We start from the raw sequence: 18,621 nt of genomic DNA, 5'->3' as shown, positions 1-18,621 counted from the left end.
TCCGGACAGCGACCAGCCGCGGGGCCGCCGGCGCGCCGAAAGACAGACGCCGGTCCGCGACCGCAGTCCAGCCGTGACAGTCGGCCACGAGTTCGGCTTCGAGCTGCGAGTGTGCGCGTGGGCGGAGGCGTGTTGGCGGCCCGAGCGCGACGGCGCGCCACGGATCGTCGCGCGCCAGCTCGGGACGAAGCGGCGGCGCTGGGACACGATCATCCTGGAGGTCGACCCCGAGGGACTCCGCCGGCGCGCGCAGTTCGGCGCGCAGCGCCTCGACGCCGACCTCCTGCACGTCGTCCGGCACGCGCCGACGGACTGGGCGTTCTACCGGGACGCGCTCCCCACGCCGGAGTATCCGTGGCGGTACGTGCGGGAGGCCGTCCACCGGGCGAGCGACCGCGGCATCCTGGAGACCCGACGGGACGGCAACAAAATCGAGATCCGGCGGGCGATGGCGTACCCGGAGTGGGTGCGCCGGATCGTCGCCATCGAGAACAAGCCGGACCTCGACGCGTCGGCGGCGGACGCGCTGACCACACAGCTCCGGCGGGACGTGGCGCTGGGGCTCGCCGACGAGGTGTGGGTGGCGACGGCCGACGACGCGGCGGGCGGCGTCCAGCGCGCGCTGCTGGCGGACCTCCCGGTGGAGGCCGGGATCCTGGTGTTCGACGACGACTGGACGGCGACGGTGGAGTGGCTGCCCCACGGGCTGGCCACGGCGGCGTCGGGCACGCGGCTCACCAGCCGGCCGGCCGACGGTGCCGACCGGCCGGCCACCGGCTTCGAGTACGTCGATGCCGACTGGAAGGCACACACGCGCCTGGCGATCGCGGAGCGCGCCTTCGAGCGCGGCTGGCGGTCGTACGTCGACACGATGCGGCCGGACTGCCGGCAGTTCCGGCTTGTCGACGGCGCGCACGGCTACGTGCCGGCGTGCGCGGCGAAAGCCCGCGAGCAGTCGGCGGCCGAATGCGGGGGGTCGTGTGCCGACTACGAGCCGGAGCCGCCGGGGTGGCGCCAGCACGGCTGGCCGATCGAGGGCGGGCCTGGGGCGACGGTGCAGGCGGTGCTCGCCGACCGGCGGCAGCGCCGCCGCGAGTGACCGGCGTCAGTCGTCGGCGATGGTGACCTCCTGGCGGGGGACGGCCAGCCGGAAGGTCGGCACGGTTCGGTTCTCCACCTCGATGATGCCTTTGCGCTTGAGCGTCTGGAGCGCGCGCCGCACACCCCCGGCGTCGAGGCCGTCGGCGTCCGCGCCGTGTTCGTCCTGGACGGCGTGGAGCACCGAGACGACGCTCTGGGAGCGGTCCTCGGGGCCGGCGATGACGTCGAACACGAGGCGCTCGGTGTCGGACATGTGGACGGCGGGCGCCTCGTCGGCGTCGTCGTCGCCCACGAGCGTCGACGCTTCGGCGGTCGCGCGGATCATCGAGTCCTCGTCGCGGTAGTAGTACTCCCGCAGGTGGGATTCGAGGTATTGGTGGACGGCGCTGCCGGAGTCCAACCCCCAGCGGTCCTGGAGGTCGCTGTTTTTCGTTGGCTGGAGCGCCACGAGGTCCGCCAGGCGCTCGTGGGCCTCCGCGGAGAGTGTCATGTGGCGTCGTTCGGGCAGCCGGTATATTGGATTTGCGAACCGGACCCCGGAGCCTTTTGCCCGGGGGCCGCGTGCCCACTGTCATGAGCGACACCGTTGCGCTTGCGGTCGACGACGGCGTTGCAACGATCACGATCAGCCGCCCGGACAGCCTGAACGCGTTGAACGTGGCGACGCTGCACGCGCTGCGTGACACCCTCGACACCGCCGAGTCGGAGGGCGCGCGCGCCGTCGTGCTCACCAGCGCCGGCGACGACGCGTTCATCGCGGGCGCGGACATCTCATACATGGTGGAGATGGACACCGCGGAGGCGCAGGCGTACGCCGAACTCGGGCACAGCGTCGCCGACGCCATCGAGTCGTTCCCGGCACCGGTCGTCGCCGCGATCGACGGGTACGCGTTCGGCGGCGGCATGGAGCTGGCGCTGGCCTGCGATCTGCGGGTTGCGAGCGAGGACGCGATCCTCGGGCAGACCGAGATCGACATCGGCATCATCCCCGGCTGGGGGGGCACCCAGCGCCTGCCCCGGATCGTCGGCGACGAGACCGCGCGCCGCATGATCTACTTCGGCGACCGGCTGAGCGCCGCGGACGCCAGCGAGCACGGCCTCGTCGGCGAGGTCGTGCCGGCGGCGGAGATCGACGACCACGTGGCGTCGCTGGCGCGCGATCTCGCCGCCCAACCCGCGGCGGCGATGCGCGCCGCCAAGGACGCCATCAACACCAGCCACGAAACGACCCTGTCGGCGGGCCTGGAGTTCGAGGCGCGGACCTGGGCGGGCCTGTTCGGGAGCCACGACCAACAGGAGGGCATGCAGGCGTTCCTCGAAGACCGCGATCCCGACTTCGAGTAGTCAGTCACCCGTCGATGCCGAGACCGCCGTGGCGTCCGGGACGGTTTCGTACACCTGCGTGTAGACGACGGCTAGCGCGAGCGCCGCCAGCACGCCCCCGATGAGGAACGGTGTCGCGAGGCCGTACGCGGCGAGGAACCCCGACGCCAGCGGCCCGATCGCGGTGCCGAGTCCGAACCCCATCGTGAGCACCGCCAGCGTGCTCCCGGATTCGCCGGCGCCCGCGAGGTCGCCCGCGACCGCAAGCGACGGCGCGAACACCGCCGCGACGGCGATCCCCTGCACGAAGCGCGCGAGGATCATGGTGGCGGGGGTCGGCGCGTAGCCCTGCGCGATCGTGGCGGGGATCAGGATGATGAACCCCGCGATGATGAACGGCCGGCGGCCGTAGGTGTCGCTGGCGGTGCCGATGGGCACCTGGAACATGACGTTGGCGAGCGTGACTGCGCCGAACTCCGCGCCGAACAGGATCGACGACTGGTCGAGTTTGCCGTTGATCTTGGCTTCGAGGGTTGCGAACATCGCGATGCAGATCCCCATGGCGACGGTGGCGATGCCGAGCGCGAACACGGGGTCGAGGACGGCGTCGTCGCCACGCACCGCGATCGAGAGGTCGTCGCCGGCGTCCGCGCCGTCGGTGTCGGGTTCGTCGACGGTGAGCTCGACGAGCACGAAGCTCGTGAGCGCGCCGGCGGCGGCGACGCCGAACGCGGCGTTGAAGCTGAACACTTCGAGCACCACGCCGGCGATGATGGGGCCGAACCCGAACCCGATCAGGCGGAAGGTGTTGAACACGCCGAAGTTGCTGCCGCGGGTCTCGGTGGTGCCGAGTTCGCTGACCAGCGCGACCGTGGCGGGCACCGTGAGCGCCGCGCCGATGCCCTGGAGCGCGCGCAACACCAACAGGAGCCGGTAGTCGGAGACGAACGCGTACGCGCCGGACGCGAGCGCGAGCAACACCAGGCCGCCGAGAATGAACGGCTTTCGAACGCCCGTGCGGTCCGAGAGCCGGCCGGTGAACGGTTGCAGGAAGCTGTTCAGGAAGCCGAACGTCGACAGCACGATCCCGATGAGGAGCGCCGGCGTGACCGTCAGCACGGAGACCCCGGCGACCGACAGCGGCCCGGTCAGCGAGTCGACGGCGACGTATCCTTCGCCGATGTACGCCGGCAGTAAGACGATGAGAAACGAGTTCCCGAGCGCGTCGGCCATGCGTGCGAGTGCGAGCGTGAGCACGCGCCGATCCGTATCCAACAATCCCATTGTGCGTGTACTCGGGTTCCCGGCGTTTGATGCTTCGGGACCGGGCAGGCAGCGTGTCTGGTCGGCGCTGAAACACGACGCTTAACTGACCCGCGGTGCTAGCCGGGGAGCATGGAGTTCTGCGACGACTGCGGCTCGATGATGAAAGCCGACGACGAGCTGTGGGTATGCAGCAGCTGCGGGCACAAGCAACCCAAGGACCCGTCGGCGAGTTTCGTCGTCACCGAAGGCCAGGAGGAGACCGAGGTCGTCGACGTCAGCGACGCCCAGGACCGCGGCCTGCCGACGACGAGCGTCGTCTGCCCGGACTGTGGCAACGACGAAGCCCACTGGTATATGCAGCAGATCCGGTCGGCCGACGAGTCCGAGACGCGGTTTTTCATCTGCACGGAGTGCGAGCACCGCTGGCGCGAAGACGACAACTAGGCGGCCGTTGTGTGGCTAGTTTTTCGACGACGAAACACGCGCCCAACAGCGCCACCGGCCGACCCCACCGCCACCAGGCCGGCTTGACCCCGCGGGATTGGTGGCGTGGGTCAGCGCCCGGAACGACCGCTACGGGTTCCGGGCGAACAACAGGTAGCCGGTGTGACCGACGCCCGCGGTCGACGGGCGGCTTCCGCGGTCGTCGAAGTCCATGCGGCGCTGGATCGTCTCCATGGCGTCGATGTCCACGAGGCCGGCGTCGCGGGCGGCCTGGGTCGTGGCGCGCGCGTTCTCCACGAACGGCGAGTAGACGGCGACCTGGCCGCCGGACACCAGAAGGTCGTCGGCGTGCGCGACAACGTCGGGGGCGTCCTGGGTGTCCAGCGTGAGCACGTCGAACGTGCCGAGCGCGTCGAGGTCCGCGGTGACATCGCCGGCGCGCACCGAGACGGCGTCCGAAACGCCGGCAAGCGACATGTTCTCGCGGGCGACGGCCGCGAAATCGGCGTCCTGCTCGTAGGTCGTGACGTCCGCCCCGGCGCGCCCGAGGTACGCCGCCAGCACGCCCGTTCCCGTGCCGGCGTCGAGCACGCGATCCGCGCCCGAGACGCCCGTGTGGCCCATGACGAGGCCGATGTCCTTGGGCATCATCGGCGCGCCCGTGCGCTCGAAGTGGTTGAACAGGTCGGGGCCGCGAAGCTCCCGGACCGTGAACGGTTCGCCGAGATGCGTCTCGACGGTCTCCCCGGGGGTGGGGTCGTCGGGGGCCTCGATGACGCCGAGGTCCGTGTGCAGCTCCTCGCCGGGGGCAACGAGGAACTCGCGGTCCCCCCGCACCAGCAACATCACTCGTCTACGTGGTCGATGGCGGCCGCTAGATCGCCGTCGGCGGCGTCGAGCGCTTCGCGCGCCTCGTCTTCGGGGACGCCCGCCCGCTGCACGACGATGTCAACGTCGCCCTGCGGGATGGCGTCATCGTCGTCGGTGTCGTCGCTGTCGTCGGCGGGGGCGGCCTCGATGGCGTCGGCGGCGTCGCGCTCGACCGGGTCGCCGAGCACCTGGTAGGTTTCCTGCCCGCGGGCGTCCATCTTCGTCACGTCGGGGTCCGAGAACACGACCTCGGTGCCGTCGTCGAGCGAGATGACGACCTCCGTGGCGTCGAGCTCGTCGACGTCGATGCCCATTTGTTCCATCATCTGCTGCATCTTCCGGGGGTTCATGCCGCCGCCTCCAAACATGGGTAGACGCTCGCGGCGCGGGATCAAAAACCCCACGCAGTTGTCGCGGCCAGCGGGGCTGTGTGTCGGATCGGCTGGGCCGTGTGGCTTTGGTGGTGTAGCCCGAACCCACGGGCGTGAACGACACACCACCCGGGCCACGCGGGGACCCAGTGTTCGGAAGCAGCCGCCAGTACGCCGACGACCCGACGGCGTTTCTGGAGGGCGTCGAGCGCGCCTACGACGGGATCGCGGCCTTCGACATGGGACCCATGGAGACGTACGTGGTGACCGAGCCCGCGCTCGTCGAGCGGCTGCTCGTGAGCGACGCCGCCGAGTTCCGGAAGCCGGAGTTCCAGGCCGACGCCATCGACGACCTGCTCGGGGACGGCCTGCTGTTGAGCGAGGGCGAATCGTGGCGCGAGCAGCGCGGCCGCGCCAATCCGGCGTTCTCGATGGCGCGCGTCGCCGGGTTCGACGCGGACATCGCCGCCCACGCCGCCGACAGGGTCGACGACTGGCCGGTCGGCGACACCGTCGACGTGGAGGCGGCGATGACACACATCACCCTGGACGTGATCCTGGACGTGATGCTTGGCGTGTCGCTGCCCGAGGCGCGCGTGGACGCCATCGGGGACGCCCTGGAGCCGGTGGGCGCGCGTTTCGAGCCGGACCCCGTGCGGTTCGCAGTGCCGGAGTGGCTGCCGATGCCCGACGACCGGGAGTACGCGGCGGCGGTCGCGACGCTTGACGATCTCGTCGACGACATCGTCGCTGCGCGCGAGGGGACCGCCAGCGGGGGCGACGGGGACGATCCCATGGACTTGTTGTCGGTGTTGTTGCGCGCCCGCGACCGCGGCGAGCAGTCCCTGGATCGGCTCCGCGACGAGGTGATGACGACGCTGCTGGCGGGCCACGACACGACCGCGTTGACCCTGACGTACACGTGGTTCCTGCTGTCCGAGCATCCCGACGTGGAGGCACGGCTGCACGCCGAACTGGACGACGCGCTCGACGACGGCGCACAGCCCACCGTCGCGCAGCTCCAGGATCTCGACTACCTTGAGTGGGTGCTCCAGGAGTCGATGCGGCTGTATCCGCCCGTCTACAACGTCTTTCGAACGCCGATCGAGCCGGTCGAGCTGGCCGGCTCGGAGGTGCCGGCCGGCGCGCCCATCATGCTCCCGCAGTGGGCGATCCACCGCTCCCCGGACCACTGGGACGACCCCGAGGCGTTCGACCCCGAACGCTGGCGGCCCGAGCGCCGCGCCGACCGCCCGCGGTTCGCGTACTTCCCGTTCGGCGGCGGCCCGCGTCACTGCATCGGCAAACAGCTGGCGCTGCTGGAAGCGAAACTCATCGTGGCGACCGTCGCCAGCGACTACCGGCTGCGGTACGAGGGCGACACCCCGTTGTCGTTCGTGCCGTCGCTGACGATCCACCCCGAACAGGAGATGCGGATGCGGGTCGAGCCGCGGTAGCCCGCCGTTACGCGTCGGTCGCGGGAACGCCGGCCCGCACCGACACCGCCATCCCGGTCTCGAAGTCCCGCATCGACGCGGCGTCGAGTTCGGCGCGCCCGACCGCGAGCAGGCGGCCGTCCTCGTGCACCACCGCGAGCTCGTCGCCCTGGCGGGCGTCGTCGTCGACATCGGTGACGAACTTCGCGAACACGTTCTTGCCGTCGCGCACGAACGGCTCGCTCTCGTCGCCGACGACGACGCGAGCCCGGGGGTGTGCGAGCGCGTCGATCAGTCGCTGGCCGCCGGCGGGGCCAAGCGTGAGGCGGCCGTCGAGCCCGACGGAGACGAGGCGCGCGCCGTCGTCGCGGTGGATCTGCTGGGGGCGACCGGTGCTGGACCGCTGCACGTGGTGGGGTTTGTCTTCGGGGAACAGCGCCCGCCCGGCCGCCGCCCCATACTGGTAGGCAGCGACGGTGCGAAGCGCCGGAATGCCGGCATCCTGCATGTCTGGGCGTGCGTGGGCCGCGCGTAAAGCGGCTTCGAGACCGAGTGAACGCGTTTATGTGGGCTGGCCTGTAACGAACGCGCATGAACGACACCGCGAAGATCGCCGTTGCGGGCGTGCTGTTGCTCGCAAGCGCCGCGATACTCTTCTGGACGAGCCAGACGCCGACCACGTCGACGGTGGTGCTCGTGGCTGCCGGAACCGGAACGCTTGGGCTCGCGTTGGGCTCGATCCTGATGGGGATGACGGGCACCGACGGCCGGGTCGTGTAGCTACAGCAGGAACGTCTCGGTGCGCTCGCTGAGATCGACAAACGAGTCCGCGGCGTCGACGAGTTCCGTCGCCGCCGACTCTTCGAAAGCCATCACTTCGACGCGAACCCCCTCGTGGCGGAGGTGGCGACACAGCCGGGAGAAGTCACCGTCGCCGGTGCAAAGCACGATGGTGTCGATGTGATCGGCCAGCGACACCGCATCGAGGCTCATGCCGACGTCCCAGTCGGCTTTCTTCGAGCCGTCGCCGAACGTCTTGATGGCCTTGATCTTCGTCTCGAAGCCGATGTCCCGGAGCGCGTCGAAAAACCGGTCTTCGTCCTCGGATTGGGCGCGAATCACGTACGCGATGGCGCGCGTGAGTTCGCGGTCCTGAACGCCTTTGTCCAGCAGGGCAGCGTAGTCGATGTTCTGAGAGTAAACGCTCTGTGCGGAGTGATAGAGGTTCTGTGAGTCAGCGAGTACAGCGACCCGCTGGGCGGGCTGAAGCGGCGGCATGGATCTACCTCGGTGGCGCACGGTCTTGAATGTACGTCAGGCGGGCGGCGTGTCGTGGCGGGTGACGGCGAGCGTGTCGGGGTCGACGACGTAGTACGACTCCCAGGCCGGCTCCAGGCCGACGACGTGGGTGTCGCCGTAGTCGCATTCGGCGTGTTGGTGGTGGTGGCCGACCAGACACAGCGACGGTTGGAGGGCATCCAGGATGTCGTCGATGTGCTGGCAGCCCACGTCGTAGTCCTCCTCGACGGGGAGCCCGTTGGGGGCTTCGTGTGCCACGAAGATGTCGATGTCGTCGAGGTCCATGACCGCCTCGACGTCGCTGCGGACGAAATGCCGGCGGCGGTCGCCGCGCAACACCGCCCGGGGTTTGTCGAACTGGGTCGGCGCGTAGTTCCCGGTGAGGCCGGCGACCCGGCGGCCGTCGACGGTTGCGGCGGTGCTGTTCAGCAGCGTGGCGTTGGCGACGTCGTCGCTCTCGACGCGGCCGTTGCGGAGGGCGTCGATGGCGTCGAAGTCTTCGTTGTTGCCGCCGATGAAATACGTCTGCACCGGGAGGTCGTAGTACATGAGGTCGCCAGCCTGCACGGCGACGGACTCGTTGGCCGCGCGATACGCGGCGAACAGTGCCCGGCGCCGTCCGGGGGTTGTGGCGTGCGCGTCTCCGAGGACCAGCATTCGGACGCCGGTACGGGACACGCGGCAAAAAACCCGCGGAACCGGCGACGCCAACGGCGGCGCGTCAGGCGTCGCGCGCGATGTCGGCGGCGACGCCGACGTAGCGCTCGGGGGTCAACGCGAGCAGTTCGTCGCGGGTGTCGGCGTCGATGTCGAGGCTGGCAAACAGCTCCTGGAAGTCGTCCAGGGAGACGCGTTCGCCCCGCGTGAGTGCTTTCACGCGCTCGTAGGCGTCGTCGTGGCCTTCCCGCCGGAGGATCGTCTGGACGGCCTCCCCGATGATTTCGGGGTTGGCGCGCAGGTCCTCCCGGAGCACCGCCTCGTTGGGGGTGACTGCGTCGAGGCCGTCCCCGAGCTTGCGGTAGGCGAGCAGGCAGTGCGCGAACGCCGCGCCGATGTTGCGTTTCACCGTCGAATCCGAGAGGTCCCGCTGGAGGCGACTGGTGGTGAGCGAGTCACCGAGGAACCCGAGGTCGCTGTTGGCTTTCGCGAGGTTGCCTTCGGCGTTCTCGAAGTCGATGGGGTTGACCTTGTGTGGCATCGTCGAGGAGCCGGTTTCGCCGTCGGCGGCGTCCTGGCCGAGGTAGCGCTGGGAGACGTACAGCCACGCGTCGACCGCGAGGTCTTCGAGGACGCCGTTCGCGCCCGCGACCGCGTCGAACACCGCCGCGAGGTCGTCGCAGGGGTTGACCTGCGTGGTTGGTTCGGCGTACGCCAGCCCCAGGGAGTCCACGAACCGCGCAGCGAACGACCGCCAGTCCACGTCCGGGAACGCCGCGGTGTGGGCCGCCCAGGTGCCGGAGGCACCGGCGAGCTTGCCCGTGAGTCCGTCGACGGCGTCGGTGATGCGGGCGAGCGCGCGCCCGAGTCGGGCGGCGTAGACGGCCATCTCCTTGCCGAACGTCGTCGGGGTGGCGGGCTGGCCGTGGGTGCGCGCGAGCATCGGGAGGTCGGCGTAGTCGTGTGCGAACGACACGAGGTCGTCGCGGAGGCCGCGCAACTCGGGCGTGAGGACGGCGGTGATCGCGCCGTCGACGAGCAGCCGGTACGCGAGGTTGTTGACGTCCTCGCTGGTGAGCCCGAAGTGGATCCAGGAGTGAGCGCGCGCCGGGGCGTGCTCGCGCAGGAAGTACTCGACGGCTTTCACGTCGTGGTTGGTGGCGGCGTGGCCGAGCGCGCCCTCGGTCTCGATGCGCTTGACGAGGTCGGCGTCGGCTGCGTCGAAGGTCTTGTAGGCGTCCCGGAGCGCGGTGCGTTCGTCGCCAACGAGTTCGAGCGGGACGGCGTCGAGGTCCGCGAGCGCGAGCACGTACTCGGCTTCGACTTCGACGCGCGCCCGCATGAGCGCCGCCTCGCTGACGTACGGCGCGAGCGCGTCGGTGCGGCCGCTGTACCGGCCGTCGAGTGGCGACACCGCGTACAGGGCGTGGTCGTCGGTCATGCCACCGACTGGCGGTGCTCGCCGCAAAAGCCTACCGATCCCGCCGACGCACAGGGATGTACATTTCCCGGCAACGGACGCCCGAAACACGCCGTTAGTATGCGAATTCATGGATACTCGGTCGTGTGGAACCACAACGGCTTTGCGGGAGGCGGCGGGTGTAGTCAGTATGTCCACCATCGCTGGTCTGGCCAGCAACCGTGGCCGAAACCTCCTGCATCTCGCCGACCAACAGCCCGGCGGTGCCGACCTCGGCGTCGTCGTGTCGAACCACGCCGACGCGCCCGTACTCGACGCCGCCGCCGACCGCGACATCCCCACCGTGGTCGTCGAGCGCCGCGCCGAGGAGTCGCGGCGGGACCACGAGCGCCGCGTCGTCGCGGCGCTCGACGACTACGACATCGACGTGGTGTGTCTGGACGGCTACATGCGGGTGCTCTCGGAGGTGTTCCTCGACGCGATGCCCACCACGCTGAACGTTCACCCGAGCCTGCTGCCGGCGTTCCCGGGGCGCAACGCCCACGAACAGGTGCTCGACGCCGGCGTGTCGGTCTCGGGGTGTACCGTCCACGTCGTCACGAACGCCGTCGCCGAGGACGGCAGCGTGCGCACCGGGGACGTCGACGGCGGCCCGATCGTGACCCAGGAGTCGGTGCCCGTCTTCGAGGACGACACGGCCGCCACGCTCAAGACGCGTGTGCGACAGGACGCGGAGTTCGAGGCGTACCCGCGGGCGATCCGCCAGTTCGCCGCCGGCGAACTCGACGCCACCACGGACGGCGTTTCGCGCGCCGACAGCGACGACGCAGCCACGTTTCCCGCCCGCCGGCTCACCGGGACGACCCGCGAGGACGTGTTGCGGTACGGCGAGAACCCCCACCAGGACGCCGCCGTCTACCGTGACAACACGCACGCGGCCGCCAGCGTGGTGCACGCCGACCAACTGAACCCGGACGCGAAAGCGCTCTCGTACAACAACTACAACGACGCCGACGCCGCGCTCGCGCTCGTCAGGGAGTTCGACGACGGGCCGGCGGCGGCCGTCATCAAACACACCAACCCCGCTGGCTGCGCGACCGCGGACACGCTGGCCGACGCCTACAGCGACGCGCTGTCCACGGACGCCAAGAGCGCGTTCGGGGGGATCGTCGCGCTCAACCGGGAGTGCGACGCCGAGACCGCAACGCGGGTGGCGGACTCGTTCAAGGAGGTCGTGGTCGCGCCCGGCTACACCGACGACGCCGTGGACGTGCTCACGGCGAAGTCGAACCTCCGAGTGCTCGATGTGGGCACACTCGACGGCACGCCCGCACCCGTTACGGAGACGCCGCTGGTCGGCGGCCGCCTCGTCCAGGAGCGCAACACGTGGGCGCCGACCGCCGACGACCTGGAGGTCGTCACCGAGCGCGAACCCACGGCCGCGGAGGTCGAGACGATGCTGTTCGCGTGGCGCGTGCTCACGCACGTGAAATCCAACGGCATCCTGTTCGCGGCCGGCACCGAGACGGTGGGGCTGGGCGTCGGCCAGGTGTCCCGCGTCGACGCCGTCGAGATCGCGGCCAAAAAGGCCGAGCGCGACGCCGACGGCAAGACCGCCGACGGCGCGGTGATGGCGTCGGACGCGTTCTTCCCGTTCCCGGACGGCATCGCGGCCGCCGCCGAGGCGGGCATCGAGGCCGTGATCCAGCCCGGCGGCTCGAAAAACGACGACCAGGTCATCGAGGCCGCCAACGAGCACGGCATGGCGATGGTGTTCACCGGCCACCGGGCGTTCCGCCACGACTAGGGCGGCGGCTCCGACAGCCTGATACTGGCAGCGTGGCTGGGCTGGTGTATGCGCTACGACGAAGCGGCGAACTTCCTGCTGGACCTCCGGCGGTACGGGCCGAAACCGGGGACCGAGTCGACGGCGGACCTGCTTGCCAGCCTCGGCGACCCACACCAGGACGGCCCCGACTACGTGCAGATCGCGGGGTCCAACGGGAAGGGATCGACCGCACGGTTCACGGAGTCCATCCTCCGGGCGGCCGGCCTGGACGTGGGGCTGTACACGTCGCCGCATTTCGACGACGTGCGCGAGCGGGTGACCGTCAACGGCCGCCGCATGTCGAAGGCGGCGCTGACGACGTTCATCGAGACGATCACGCCGTACGTGACCGAGCGCGCGGCCGACGGGGCCGCGCCGACGTACTTCGAGGTCGTGACCGCGATGGCGCTGTGGCAGTTCAGCCGCGCGGACGTGGACGTGGCGGTGCTTGAGGTCGGGATCGGCGGCCGCCTGGACGCGACCAGTGTGGTGGACCCGTCGGCGAGCGCCGTCACGTCGGTGACCCTCGAACACACCGACGTGCTCGGGGAAACGATCCCCGAGATCGCGCGGGACAAAGCCCACGTCGCGCCGGCGGGCGATACGCCGCTGGTGACCGCGACCACCGACGATGCGCTGGCGGCCGTGCGCGACCACGCGGGTGCCGTCCGCACTGTCGGCGACACCGCGGAGCGCGACGTGACCGCGACCTACGAGGGGCGCACCAACCACACCGAGGCCGCGGTCTCGATCACCGGCGACGACTGGTCGGTGGCCGCCGAGATCCCGCTGCTGGGCGACCACCAGGCCGAGAACGCGGGCGTCGCGGCGGCGCTGGCGCGACAGACGGCGGGCGTCGACGACGACGCCATCGCGCGCGGGCTGCGGAGCGCGCACTGGCCGGGGCGCTTCGAGGTGATGGGGGCCGACCCCGTGGTGGTGTTGGACGGCGCGCACAACCCGGGGGCGTGTGGTGCCGTCGCGGAGACGGTCGCCGAGTTCGACTACGACCGCCTGCTGACCGTGTTCGGCGCGATGCACGACAAGGATCACGGGGCGATGGCGGCCACGCTCCCGACGCCCGACCACGTGTGGGCGTGCGAGCCGGTGCCCGACCGTGCGGAGGACGCCGACGTGCTCGCGGCGGTGTTCGAGGACGCCGGCGCGGGAGCCGTGAGCGTGACGCGGGCCGTGGAGTCGGCGGTCGCGGACGCGATCGCGGAGGCGACCGCGGACGACCTCGTGCTCGTCGCGGGATCGCTGTTCGCGGTCGCGGAAGCCCGGACCCGGTGGACGCGCACGTTCGCGGAGACCGACGTCGACAGCCTCGACGACGCGCGGGACGCGCTTGAGCGCGCGCACGTGACGCCGCCGGGGGTGTGGCGGATGCGCGGGAAGGGCGTCCACCGCGTGGTGAAAACCAGGGTGCAGACGCGGCAGGCCCAGTACCTCAAAGAGGAGCTGTTGAGCCTCGGCGGGGAGTGTTCGGTGTCGGGGCTGAACGCGCAGTCCGGGGCGATGGTTGACGCCGTCATGATGGCGACGATGGCGCAGTTCAAGCGCCTCTGTGAGAAACTCGACGGGCAGCCCTACGGCCTCAGCGAGGTCGGCGCGGACCTCCGGGAGTCGCTGGGCATCCAGGCGGCACCGGCCACGCATGGCTACCCCTGGGAGGGCGAGCGCACCGCCGTGATGGGCATCCTGAACGTCACGCCGGACAGCTTCCACGACGGCGGCGAGTACGGCGCCCTCGAAGACGCGGTCGCGCGCGCCGAGTCGATGGCCGAAAACGGCGTCGACGTCATCGACATCGGCGGGGAGTCCACGCGCCCCGGTGCCGACGCCGTCAGCGTCGCCGACGAACTCGATCGGGTGCTCCCGGTGATCGAGCGGATCAGCGACCTGGACGTGTTGCTGTCGGTGGACACCCGGAAAGCCGAGGTCGCGCGGCAGGCCCTGGAGGCGGGGGCGGACATCCTCAACGACGTGACCGGGTTGGACGACCCCGAGATGCGGTTCGTGGCCGCCGAGTACGACGCGCCGATCGTCGTGATGCATTCGATCGACGCGCCGGTCGACCCCGACAGCGATCCCGACTACGACGACGTGGTCGACGACGTCATCGCGGAGCTCACCGAGCGCGTGCTGCTCGCCGAGAAGGCCGGCGTCCCCCGCGAGCGGATCATCGTCGACCCCGGGCTCGGGTTCGGCAAAAGCGCCGCCGAGGGCTTCGAGTTGCTGGACCGCGCCGACGAGTTCCACGCGCTCGGCGGCCCCGTGCTGGTCGGGCACAGCCACAAGTCGATGTTCGGCGCGGTCGACCGCTACCCGGACGAAGGCGGGTACGCGACCGCGGCCGCGTCGGCGCTGGCGGCCGACCGCGGCGCGGACATCGTGCGCGTCCACGACGTGCCCGAGAACGTCGCCGCCGTCCGGGTCGCCGAGGCAACCCGGACCGGTGCGGACGCGGAGTGACGCGGCGGGCAGCGCCCGCCCTCAGAACAGTCCGGTCGCGGCCTGTGCGTCCGCGTACGCCGTGAGGTAGGTGTCGAGGAACTGCTCGTGGTCGTGCTCGGCGAACGACTCGTCAACGGCCTTGCGTTCGAGGTCGCCCGCCTGCACCAGGCATTCGGTGATCTCCTCGTCGCTGGTCGCGCGGAACCCACGCGGGTACGTCTCGATGAGCTCGTGGGCCGACGACTCGGCGTGGTACTCGACGATCCCGACGCAGCCACACGCCAGCGCCCGCAGCAGGTCGTGCGCGAACGGCGTTTTCTCGGCGGTGTGAACGTAGACGTGAGCGTTTTTGAATATCTCGACGCGCTCGTCGACCGTGCAGTCCCCGACGAAATCAACGCGGTCGGCGATCCGGAGGTCGCGGGCCTGGCGCTCGTAGTCGGCGCGAGCCGGGCCGTCGCCGACGATGGTGCAGTTCCAGTCGTACTCGCGGAACTCCGCGAGCGCGAGGAACAGGGATTCGACGTTGGCGTCGCCGTCGAGGCGGCGGCTGCAGACGATGTCGCCGCCGCCACCGGGGACGGCGTGCCGGATGCGGTCCATGTCGATCCCCGTGGGGAGGACGCGGATCGCGTCGGTGCGCCCGCCGTGCTCGCGAACCGCCGTTTTGACCGTTCGGGACGGCGTCACGACGACCGCGGGCTTGCGGGCGGCGTAGCCGTACGCGCGCCCCGTCAGGCCGCCGTGCGCCTCGGGGGTGTCGTACCAGTCGACGACGAGGGGCGCGCCGGCCAGCAACGCCCCCCAGCGCGCGCCGTAGACGTGGCCGGGCGTTCGGCTGGTCGCGTGCACCACGTCGGGGCCGAGCGTGCGCACCATGCCGGCGGCTTTGGGCGCGAACCACCGCTGGCCGTGGTCGGGCGTCACCGCGTGGTACGTCACCCCGTCGTAGTCGAAGACGTCGGGCTGGCCGTCCCACCACTGCGCACAGCAGACGTGGACGTCGTGGCCGCGGTCGAGCAGGCAGTCCGCGAGCAACGCGAGCCGGTCGAGGTCGTCGCCGTGCTCGTGGTGGGTGGTTGTCTCCGAGACGAACGCCACGCGCATACTCTCGGGGACGAAACACGGCGATAAAAACCGTTCCGTTCGGGGCCGCCAGCGGGCTGCCGGAACCCGAACGGATAACTCGTGGCCCCGAGACGCGTGCGTATGGCATACGACATCGAGCGGTATCTCGACATTCGGGGGGCCGGCGACCCGACGTACGGGCCGACGGGCGAGTTGGCGTTCACACTGGGCACGACCGGGACCGCACAAGTGTGGGCTCTCGGTGCCCCCGGGGCGTGGCCGACACAGCTGACGTTTCACGACGAGCGCGTGCAGTGGGCGTCGTTCTCACCGACCCGCGAGGAGCTCGCCTACGGGATGGACACGGGCGGCGACGAGTTCACGCAACTGCATCGGGTGTCCGGCGACGGCAGCGAGGACGTGCAGTTGACCGCGTTCCCGGACGCGAAACACGACTGGGGTGGCTGGAGCCACGACGGCGACCGGATCGCGTACACCGCCAACCGCCGTGACGCCAGTCGATTCGACGTGTACGTCCAGGGGCGCGACGAGGCGGGTGCCAACGCCGACTGCGTGCGCGTGGGGGACGCGTTCGACCTGCCGTCGGTCGTGGGGTGGAGTCCCAGCGACGACCGCCTGCTGGTCGTCGACACGCACTCGAATTTCGACCAGGACGTTGCCGTGCTGGACGTGGACACGGGCGAGATCACGCGCGCAACCGCGGGGCTCGACGCCGACACGCGGTTCTCATGGGTGGCGTGGGCACCCGACGGCGGCGGCGTCTACGTCACCACCGACCACGACGCCGACACCCGGTATCTGGGGCTGCTCGACCCCGAGACGGGGGCCATCTCGCGGGTGGCTGACGGCGGCGACTGGCCGATCGAGGCGGTCGTCACGGCCCACGACGCCGGCCGGCTGGCGTACGTTCGGAACCGTGACGGGTACAGCGAACTCACCATCGCCGACGCCGCCGGAACCACCCTCACCGAGCAGCCCACCCCGGAACTCCCCGACGGCGTGATCAGGGGGCTTTCCTGGGGGCCGGACGGTGAGACGCTCGCCGTCGTGGTTTCGGCCGCCACCGAGAACCCGAACGTCTTCGTGGTCGATGTCGCCACCGGCGCCGCCACACAGTGGACGAACGCGGCCACGGCCGGCATCCCGAAGTCGACGTTCCGCGAGCCGGAGTTGGTCCGCTACGAGACGTTCGACGGCCGCGAGATCCCGGCGCTGTTCACGCGCCCCGACGGCGACGGCCCGCACCCGGTCATCGTGGACTTCCACGGCGGCCCCGAGGGCCAGCGCCGCCCCTCGTTCCTGTCGCTGCGCCAGTACTTCGTGGACAACGGCTACGCCGTCTTCGAGCCGAACGTGCGCGGGTCGTCGGGCTACGGGGCGACGTACATGAACCTCGACAACGTCCGCAACCGGATGGACGCCGTCGCCGACGGGAAGGCGGGCGTCGAGTGGCTCACCGCCCGCACCGACATCGACGCGGACCGCGTGGTCGCGTACGGCGGCTCCTACGGCGGGTTCATGGTGTTGGCGTCGCTGACCGAATACCCCGAGCTGTGGGCGGCCGGCGTCGACATCGTGGGGATCGCCAACTTCGTGACGTTCCTGGAGAACACCGGCGACTGGCGGCGCGAACACCGCGAGTCGGAGTACGGCAGCCTCGACGCGGACCGCGAGTTCCTCGAATCCATCAGCCCGACGAACAACGCCGACCGGATCCGCGCCCCGTTGCTCGTGTTACACGGCGCCAACGACCCCCGGGTGCCGGTGGGGGAGGCCGAACGCATCGTCGAGCAGGCAAGCGCCCACGTCCCCGTCGAGAAGCACGTCTTCGACGACGAGGGCCACGGGTTCAGCAAGCGTGCGAACAAGCAGGCGGCCTACCGGGCGGTCGTGGACTTCCTCGACGACCACGCATAGCTTTAGTGGTCCGGGAGCGACACACCGACGTGATGCATGCGGTCGTGCTCGGCGTGCTGCCCGGCCTCTCGTACGCCGTTGGCCGCCTGGCGGCGCGCGCCGCCATCCGCCGGCCCGGCCGAGCGGCCGCCACGGCGCGGCTGCGGCGCGCGAACCGCGCCCTCCAGGCGGTCGCTGCGCTGACCGGGCTGGCCGTCGCCATGGAGTCGCTGCTCGCGGACGCCGTCCCCGCAGCCGTCCCCGGTCCCCCGGGAGGTGGCGTGCTCGTCGGCCTCGCGAGCATGGTGGCTGTCGGGGGTGTGGGGCCCGCGCTGGCGGTTCACTTGGGCACCCGGCCGGCGTGGGCGACGATCACACGGACGGCCGTGGACTACCGCCGCACCGTCCGCCGGTATCTCCTCGTCGTGTGCGCGGTGGCGCTGCCGGCGTTCGCGGTGGTTGCCGCGTGGGTCGCAGCCCCGGCGGGCCTCCCGAGGCTCGCCGCGATCCTGGCGGCGGCGGTCGGGATCGCGGCCGTCGGCCCCGTACTCGCCGGGGGGCATCCCGCCGTTGGCACCCCGACCGAGCGCGAGCGAGCGTGCGTGCCGGCATGCGCGCGAGACCTCCGCCTCCGCGTCGTGGATGCGTCGGGCGGCCTCGGCCCGAACGCGGTCGCGACCGGTGTGGTGCCCGGTTTCCGGTGTGTGTTCGTCACGGCGGCGGTGTTCGAGCGCCTCGACGACGGCGCGGCGGCGGCGGTGATCGCCCACGAGGCCGGCCACCACCATCGCGGCCACCTCGGGCTGCGGCTGCTCGCCGTTGTGACGGCGCTGGCACCGCTGCTGTGCGTCGCCAGCAGCGCCGTCGCCGTGGGCGCGGGTGGCGCAGCGGTGGCGTCGGCCGTGCTCCTGGTTGCGGTCGGCCCCGTCATCCGGTGGACGGAGTTCGACGCGGACGCGTACGCTGCCCGGCACGTCACGGCGGTGGCGATGGCGCGCGCGCTGGCGGCGGTCGCACCACGGGACGCCGCGGCGGCGGAGCGCGGGCGGGTGGCCGGCGCGCTCGCGCTTCACCCGTCGGTCAGCGCCCGGCGGCGCCGCCTCAGCGACCACAACGCTCATTGACCGACGGCGTGACCCACGCGTGTGGCTGGTTTCCGTCGCC

Annotated in this window: 18 protein-coding genes; 9 read left to right on the top strand and 9 right to left on the bottom strand. The window is 70.9% G+C overall.

What is annotated here, in order from left to right; all coding sequences use genetic code 11:
* Nucleotides 1–73: 73 nt before the first annotated feature.
* On the top strand, nucleotides 74–1,099 hold the full coding sequence (locus ACOZ32_RS06875) for a DUF5787 family protein (RefSeq protein ID WP_205251490.1): 1,026 nt from the start codon (nucleotides 74–76) through the stop codon (nucleotides 1,097–1,099).
* A 6-nt stretch (nucleotides 1,100–1,105) separates the two neighbouring features.
* Here ACOZ32_RS06875 and ACOZ32_RS06870 read toward each other — a convergent pair whose 3' ends face one another.
* A complete protein-coding gene (locus ACOZ32_RS06870; protein WP_205251489.1) occupies nucleotides 1,106–1,591 on the bottom strand; it encodes a DUF5797 family protein in 486 nt (161 codons plus the stop codon).
* Between the two features lie 83 nt (nucleotides 1,592–1,674).
* Between ACOZ32_RS06870 and ACOZ32_RS06865 the strand changes: the two genes are divergently transcribed.
* Nucleotides 1,675–2,445, top strand: a complete 771-nt coding sequence (locus ACOZ32_RS06865) for an enoyl-CoA hydratase/isomerase family protein (RefSeq protein ID WP_010902271.1) — start codon at nucleotides 1,675–1,677, stop codon at nucleotides 2,443–2,445.
* On the opposite strand, the gene ACOZ32_RS06860 is transcribed toward ACOZ32_RS06865, so the two are convergent.
* The gene (locus tag ACOZ32_RS06860; protein WP_010902270.1) at nucleotides 2,446–3,708 is read right to left on the bottom strand and encodes an MFS transporter; all 1,263 of its coding nucleotides are present in this window, start codon (nucleotides 3,706–3,708) and stop codon (nucleotides 2,446–2,448) included.
* A gap of 111 nt (nucleotides 3,709–3,819) precedes the next feature.
* On the opposite strand from ACOZ32_RS06860, the gene ACOZ32_RS06855 reads away from it, so the two are divergent.
* Nucleotides 3,820–4,134, top strand: a complete 315-nt coding sequence (locus ACOZ32_RS06855; protein ID WP_205251488.1) for a transcription factor S — start codon at nucleotides 3,820–3,822, stop codon at nucleotides 4,132–4,134.
* Nucleotides 4,135–4,263: 129 nt separating this feature from the next.
* Here the strand turns inward: ACOZ32_RS06855 and ACOZ32_RS06850 are convergent, their stop codons facing one another.
* Nucleotides 4,264–4,983 carry a methyltransferase domain-containing protein gene (locus ACOZ32_RS06850; protein WP_173362408.1) on the bottom strand — a complete coding sequence of 240 codons (720 nt, stop codon included), beginning with the start codon at nucleotides 4,981–4,983 and terminating at the stop codon, nucleotides 4,264–4,266.
* A complete protein-coding gene (locus tag ACOZ32_RS06845) occupies nucleotides 4,980–5,372 on the bottom strand; it encodes a nascent polypeptide-associated complex protein (RefSeq protein ID WP_424335098.1) in 393 nt (130 codons plus the stop codon). Before ACOZ32_RS06845 ends, ACOZ32_RS06850 begins: the two co-directional genes overlap by 4 nt.
* Before the next feature lie 116 nt (nucleotides 5,373–5,488).
* Between ACOZ32_RS06845 and ACOZ32_RS06840 the strand changes: the two genes are divergently transcribed.
* Nucleotides 5,489–6,832, top strand: coding sequence for a cytochrome P450 (locus ACOZ32_RS06840; protein ID WP_205251486.1), 1,344 nt, complete (start codon nucleotides 5,489–5,491; stop codon nucleotides 6,830–6,832).
* A gap of 7 nt (nucleotides 6,833–6,839) precedes the next feature.
* Here the strand turns inward: ACOZ32_RS06840 and ACOZ32_RS06835 are convergent, their stop codons facing one another.
* Nucleotides 6,840–7,319: a PUA domain-containing protein gene (locus tag ACOZ32_RS06835; RefSeq protein WP_205251485.1), complete on the bottom strand. Its 480-nt coding sequence runs from the start codon at nucleotides 7,317–7,319 to the stop codon at nucleotides 6,840–6,842.
* 83 nt (nucleotides 7,320–7,402) lie between these two features.
* Between ACOZ32_RS06835 and ACOZ32_RS06830 the strand changes: the two genes are divergently transcribed.
* Nucleotides 7,403–7,591: a hypothetical protein gene (locus ACOZ32_RS06830; RefSeq protein WP_010902264.1), complete on the top strand. Its 189-nt coding sequence runs from the start codon at nucleotides 7,403–7,405 to the stop codon at nucleotides 7,589–7,591.
* Here ACOZ32_RS06830 and ACOZ32_RS06825 read toward each other — a convergent pair whose 3' ends face one another.
* The 3 genes from ACOZ32_RS06825 to purB all read right to left on the bottom strand — a co-directional run bounded on the left by ACOZ32_RS06825 (nucleotide 7,592) and on the right by purB (nucleotide 10,208).
* Entirely contained in the window at nucleotides 7,592–8,089 is a 498-nt protein-coding gene (locus ACOZ32_RS06825; protein ID WP_010902263.1) for an NYN domain-containing protein, read from the bottom strand.
* Between the two features lie 36 nt (nucleotides 8,090–8,125).
* On the bottom strand, nucleotides 8,126–8,767 hold the full coding sequence (locus tag ACOZ32_RS06820; RefSeq protein ID WP_010902262.1) for a metallophosphoesterase family protein: 642 nt from the start codon (nucleotides 8,765–8,767) through the stop codon (nucleotides 8,126–8,128).
* Between the two features lie 64 nt (nucleotides 8,768–8,831).
* A complete protein-coding gene (gene purB / locus ACOZ32_RS06815; RefSeq protein WP_205251484.1) occupies nucleotides 8,832–10,208 on the bottom strand; it encodes an adenylosuccinate lyase in 1,377 nt (458 codons plus the stop codon).
* Between the two features lie 169 nt (nucleotides 10,209–10,377).
* On the opposite strand from purB, the gene ACOZ32_RS06810 reads away from it, so the two are divergent.
* Both ACOZ32_RS06810 and folP read left to right on the top strand, forming a co-directional pair.
* Nucleotides 10,378–11,994 (top strand): formyltransferase family protein, encoded by a 1,617-nt coding sequence (locus tag ACOZ32_RS06810; protein ID WP_205252439.1) that lies wholly within the window; start codon nucleotides 10,378–10,380, stop codon nucleotides 11,992–11,994.
* A gap of 48 nt (nucleotides 11,995–12,042) precedes the next feature.
* On the top strand, nucleotides 12,043–14,490 hold the full coding sequence (gene folP / locus ACOZ32_RS06805; protein WP_205251482.1) for a dihydropteroate synthase: 2,448 nt from the start codon (nucleotides 12,043–12,045) through the stop codon (nucleotides 14,488–14,490).
* 21 nt (nucleotides 14,491–14,511) lie between these two features.
* Here the strand turns inward: folP and ACOZ32_RS06800 are convergent, their stop codons facing one another.
* Complete coding sequence (locus tag ACOZ32_RS06800) at nucleotides 14,512–15,579, bottom strand: glycosyltransferase family 4 protein (RefSeq protein ID WP_205251481.1); 1,068 nt, start codon at nucleotides 15,577–15,579, stop codon at nucleotides 14,512–14,514.
* A gap of 102 nt (nucleotides 15,580–15,681) precedes the next feature.
* Here ACOZ32_RS06800 and ACOZ32_RS06795 point away from each other — a divergent pair, with 102 nt between their 5' ends.
* Together ACOZ32_RS06795 and ACOZ32_RS06790 are read left to right on the top strand one after the other, a co-directional pair.
* Nucleotides 15,682–17,478: a S9 family peptidase gene (locus ACOZ32_RS06795; RefSeq protein WP_205251480.1), complete on the top strand. Its 1,797-nt coding sequence runs from the start codon at nucleotides 15,682–15,684 to the stop codon at nucleotides 17,476–17,478.
* A 5-nt stretch (nucleotides 17,479–17,483) separates the two neighbouring features.
* A complete protein-coding gene (locus ACOZ32_RS06790) occupies nucleotides 17,484–18,581 on the top strand; it encodes a M48 family metalloprotease (RefSeq protein ID WP_235157745.1) in 1,098 nt (365 codons plus the stop codon).
* Nucleotides 18,582–18,621: the final 40 nt, after the last annotated feature.

The sequence above is a fragment of the Halobacterium sp. MBLA0001 genome, from assembly GCF_049705385.1.
Taxonomy (GTDB): Archaea; Halobacteriota; Halobacteria; order Halobacteriales; family Halobacteriaceae; genus Halobacterium; species Halobacterium salinarum.
This window is presented reverse-complemented; position numbering and strand designations above follow the sequence as displayed.

Coding starts and splice junctions, on each gene's coding strand:
- ACOZ32_RS06795 (WP_205251480.1), top strand. CDS start 15,682: ATGGCATACGACATCGAGCGGTATCTCGACATTCGGGGGGCCGGCGAC.
- ACOZ32_RS06820 (WP_010902262.1), bottom strand. CDS start 8,767: ATGCTGGTCCTCGGAGACGCGCACGCCACAACCCCCGGACGGCGCCGG.
- ACOZ32_RS06830 (WP_010902264.1), top strand. CDS start 7,403: ATGAACGACACCGCGAAGATCGCCGTTGCGGGCGTGCTGTTGCTCGCA.
- ACOZ32_RS06855 (WP_205251488.1), top strand. CDS start 3,820: ATGGAGTTCTGCGACGACTGCGGCTCGATGATGAAAGCCGACGACGAG.
- ACOZ32_RS06825 (WP_010902263.1), bottom strand. CDS start 8,089: ATGCCGCCGCTTCAGCCCGCCCAGCGGGTCGCTGTACTCGCTGACTCA.
- folP (WP_205251482.1), top strand. CDS start 12,043: ATGCGCTACGACGAAGCGGCGAACTTCCTGCTGGACCTCCGGCGGTAC.
- ACOZ32_RS06870 (WP_205251489.1), bottom strand. CDS start 1,591: ATGACACTCTCCGCGGAGGCCCACGAGCGCCTGGCGGACCTCGTGGCG.
- ACOZ32_RS06865 (WP_010902271.1), top strand. CDS start 1,675: ATGAGCGACACCGTTGCGCTTGCGGTCGACGACGGCGTTGCAACGATC.
- ACOZ32_RS06810 (WP_205252439.1), top strand. CDS start 10,378: ATGTCCACCATCGCTGGTCTGGCCAGCAACCGTGGCCGAAACCTCCTG.
- ACOZ32_RS06800 (WP_205251481.1), bottom strand. CDS start 15,579: ATGCGCGTGGCGTTCGTCTCGGAGACAACCACCCACCACGAGCACGGC.
- ACOZ32_RS06860 (WP_010902270.1), bottom strand. CDS start 3,708: ATGGGATTGTTGGATACGGATCGGCGCGTGCTCACGCTCGCACTCGCA.
- ACOZ32_RS06845 (WP_424335098.1), bottom strand. CDS start 5,372: ATGTTTGGAGGCGGCGGCATGAACCCCCGGAAGATGCAGCAGATGATG.
- purB (WP_205251484.1), bottom strand. CDS start 10,208: ATGACCGACGACCACGCCCTGTACGCGGTGTCGCCACTCGACGGCCGG.
- ACOZ32_RS06835 (WP_205251485.1), bottom strand. CDS start 7,319: ATGCAGGATGCCGGCATTCCGGCGCTTCGCACCGTCGCTGCCTACCAG.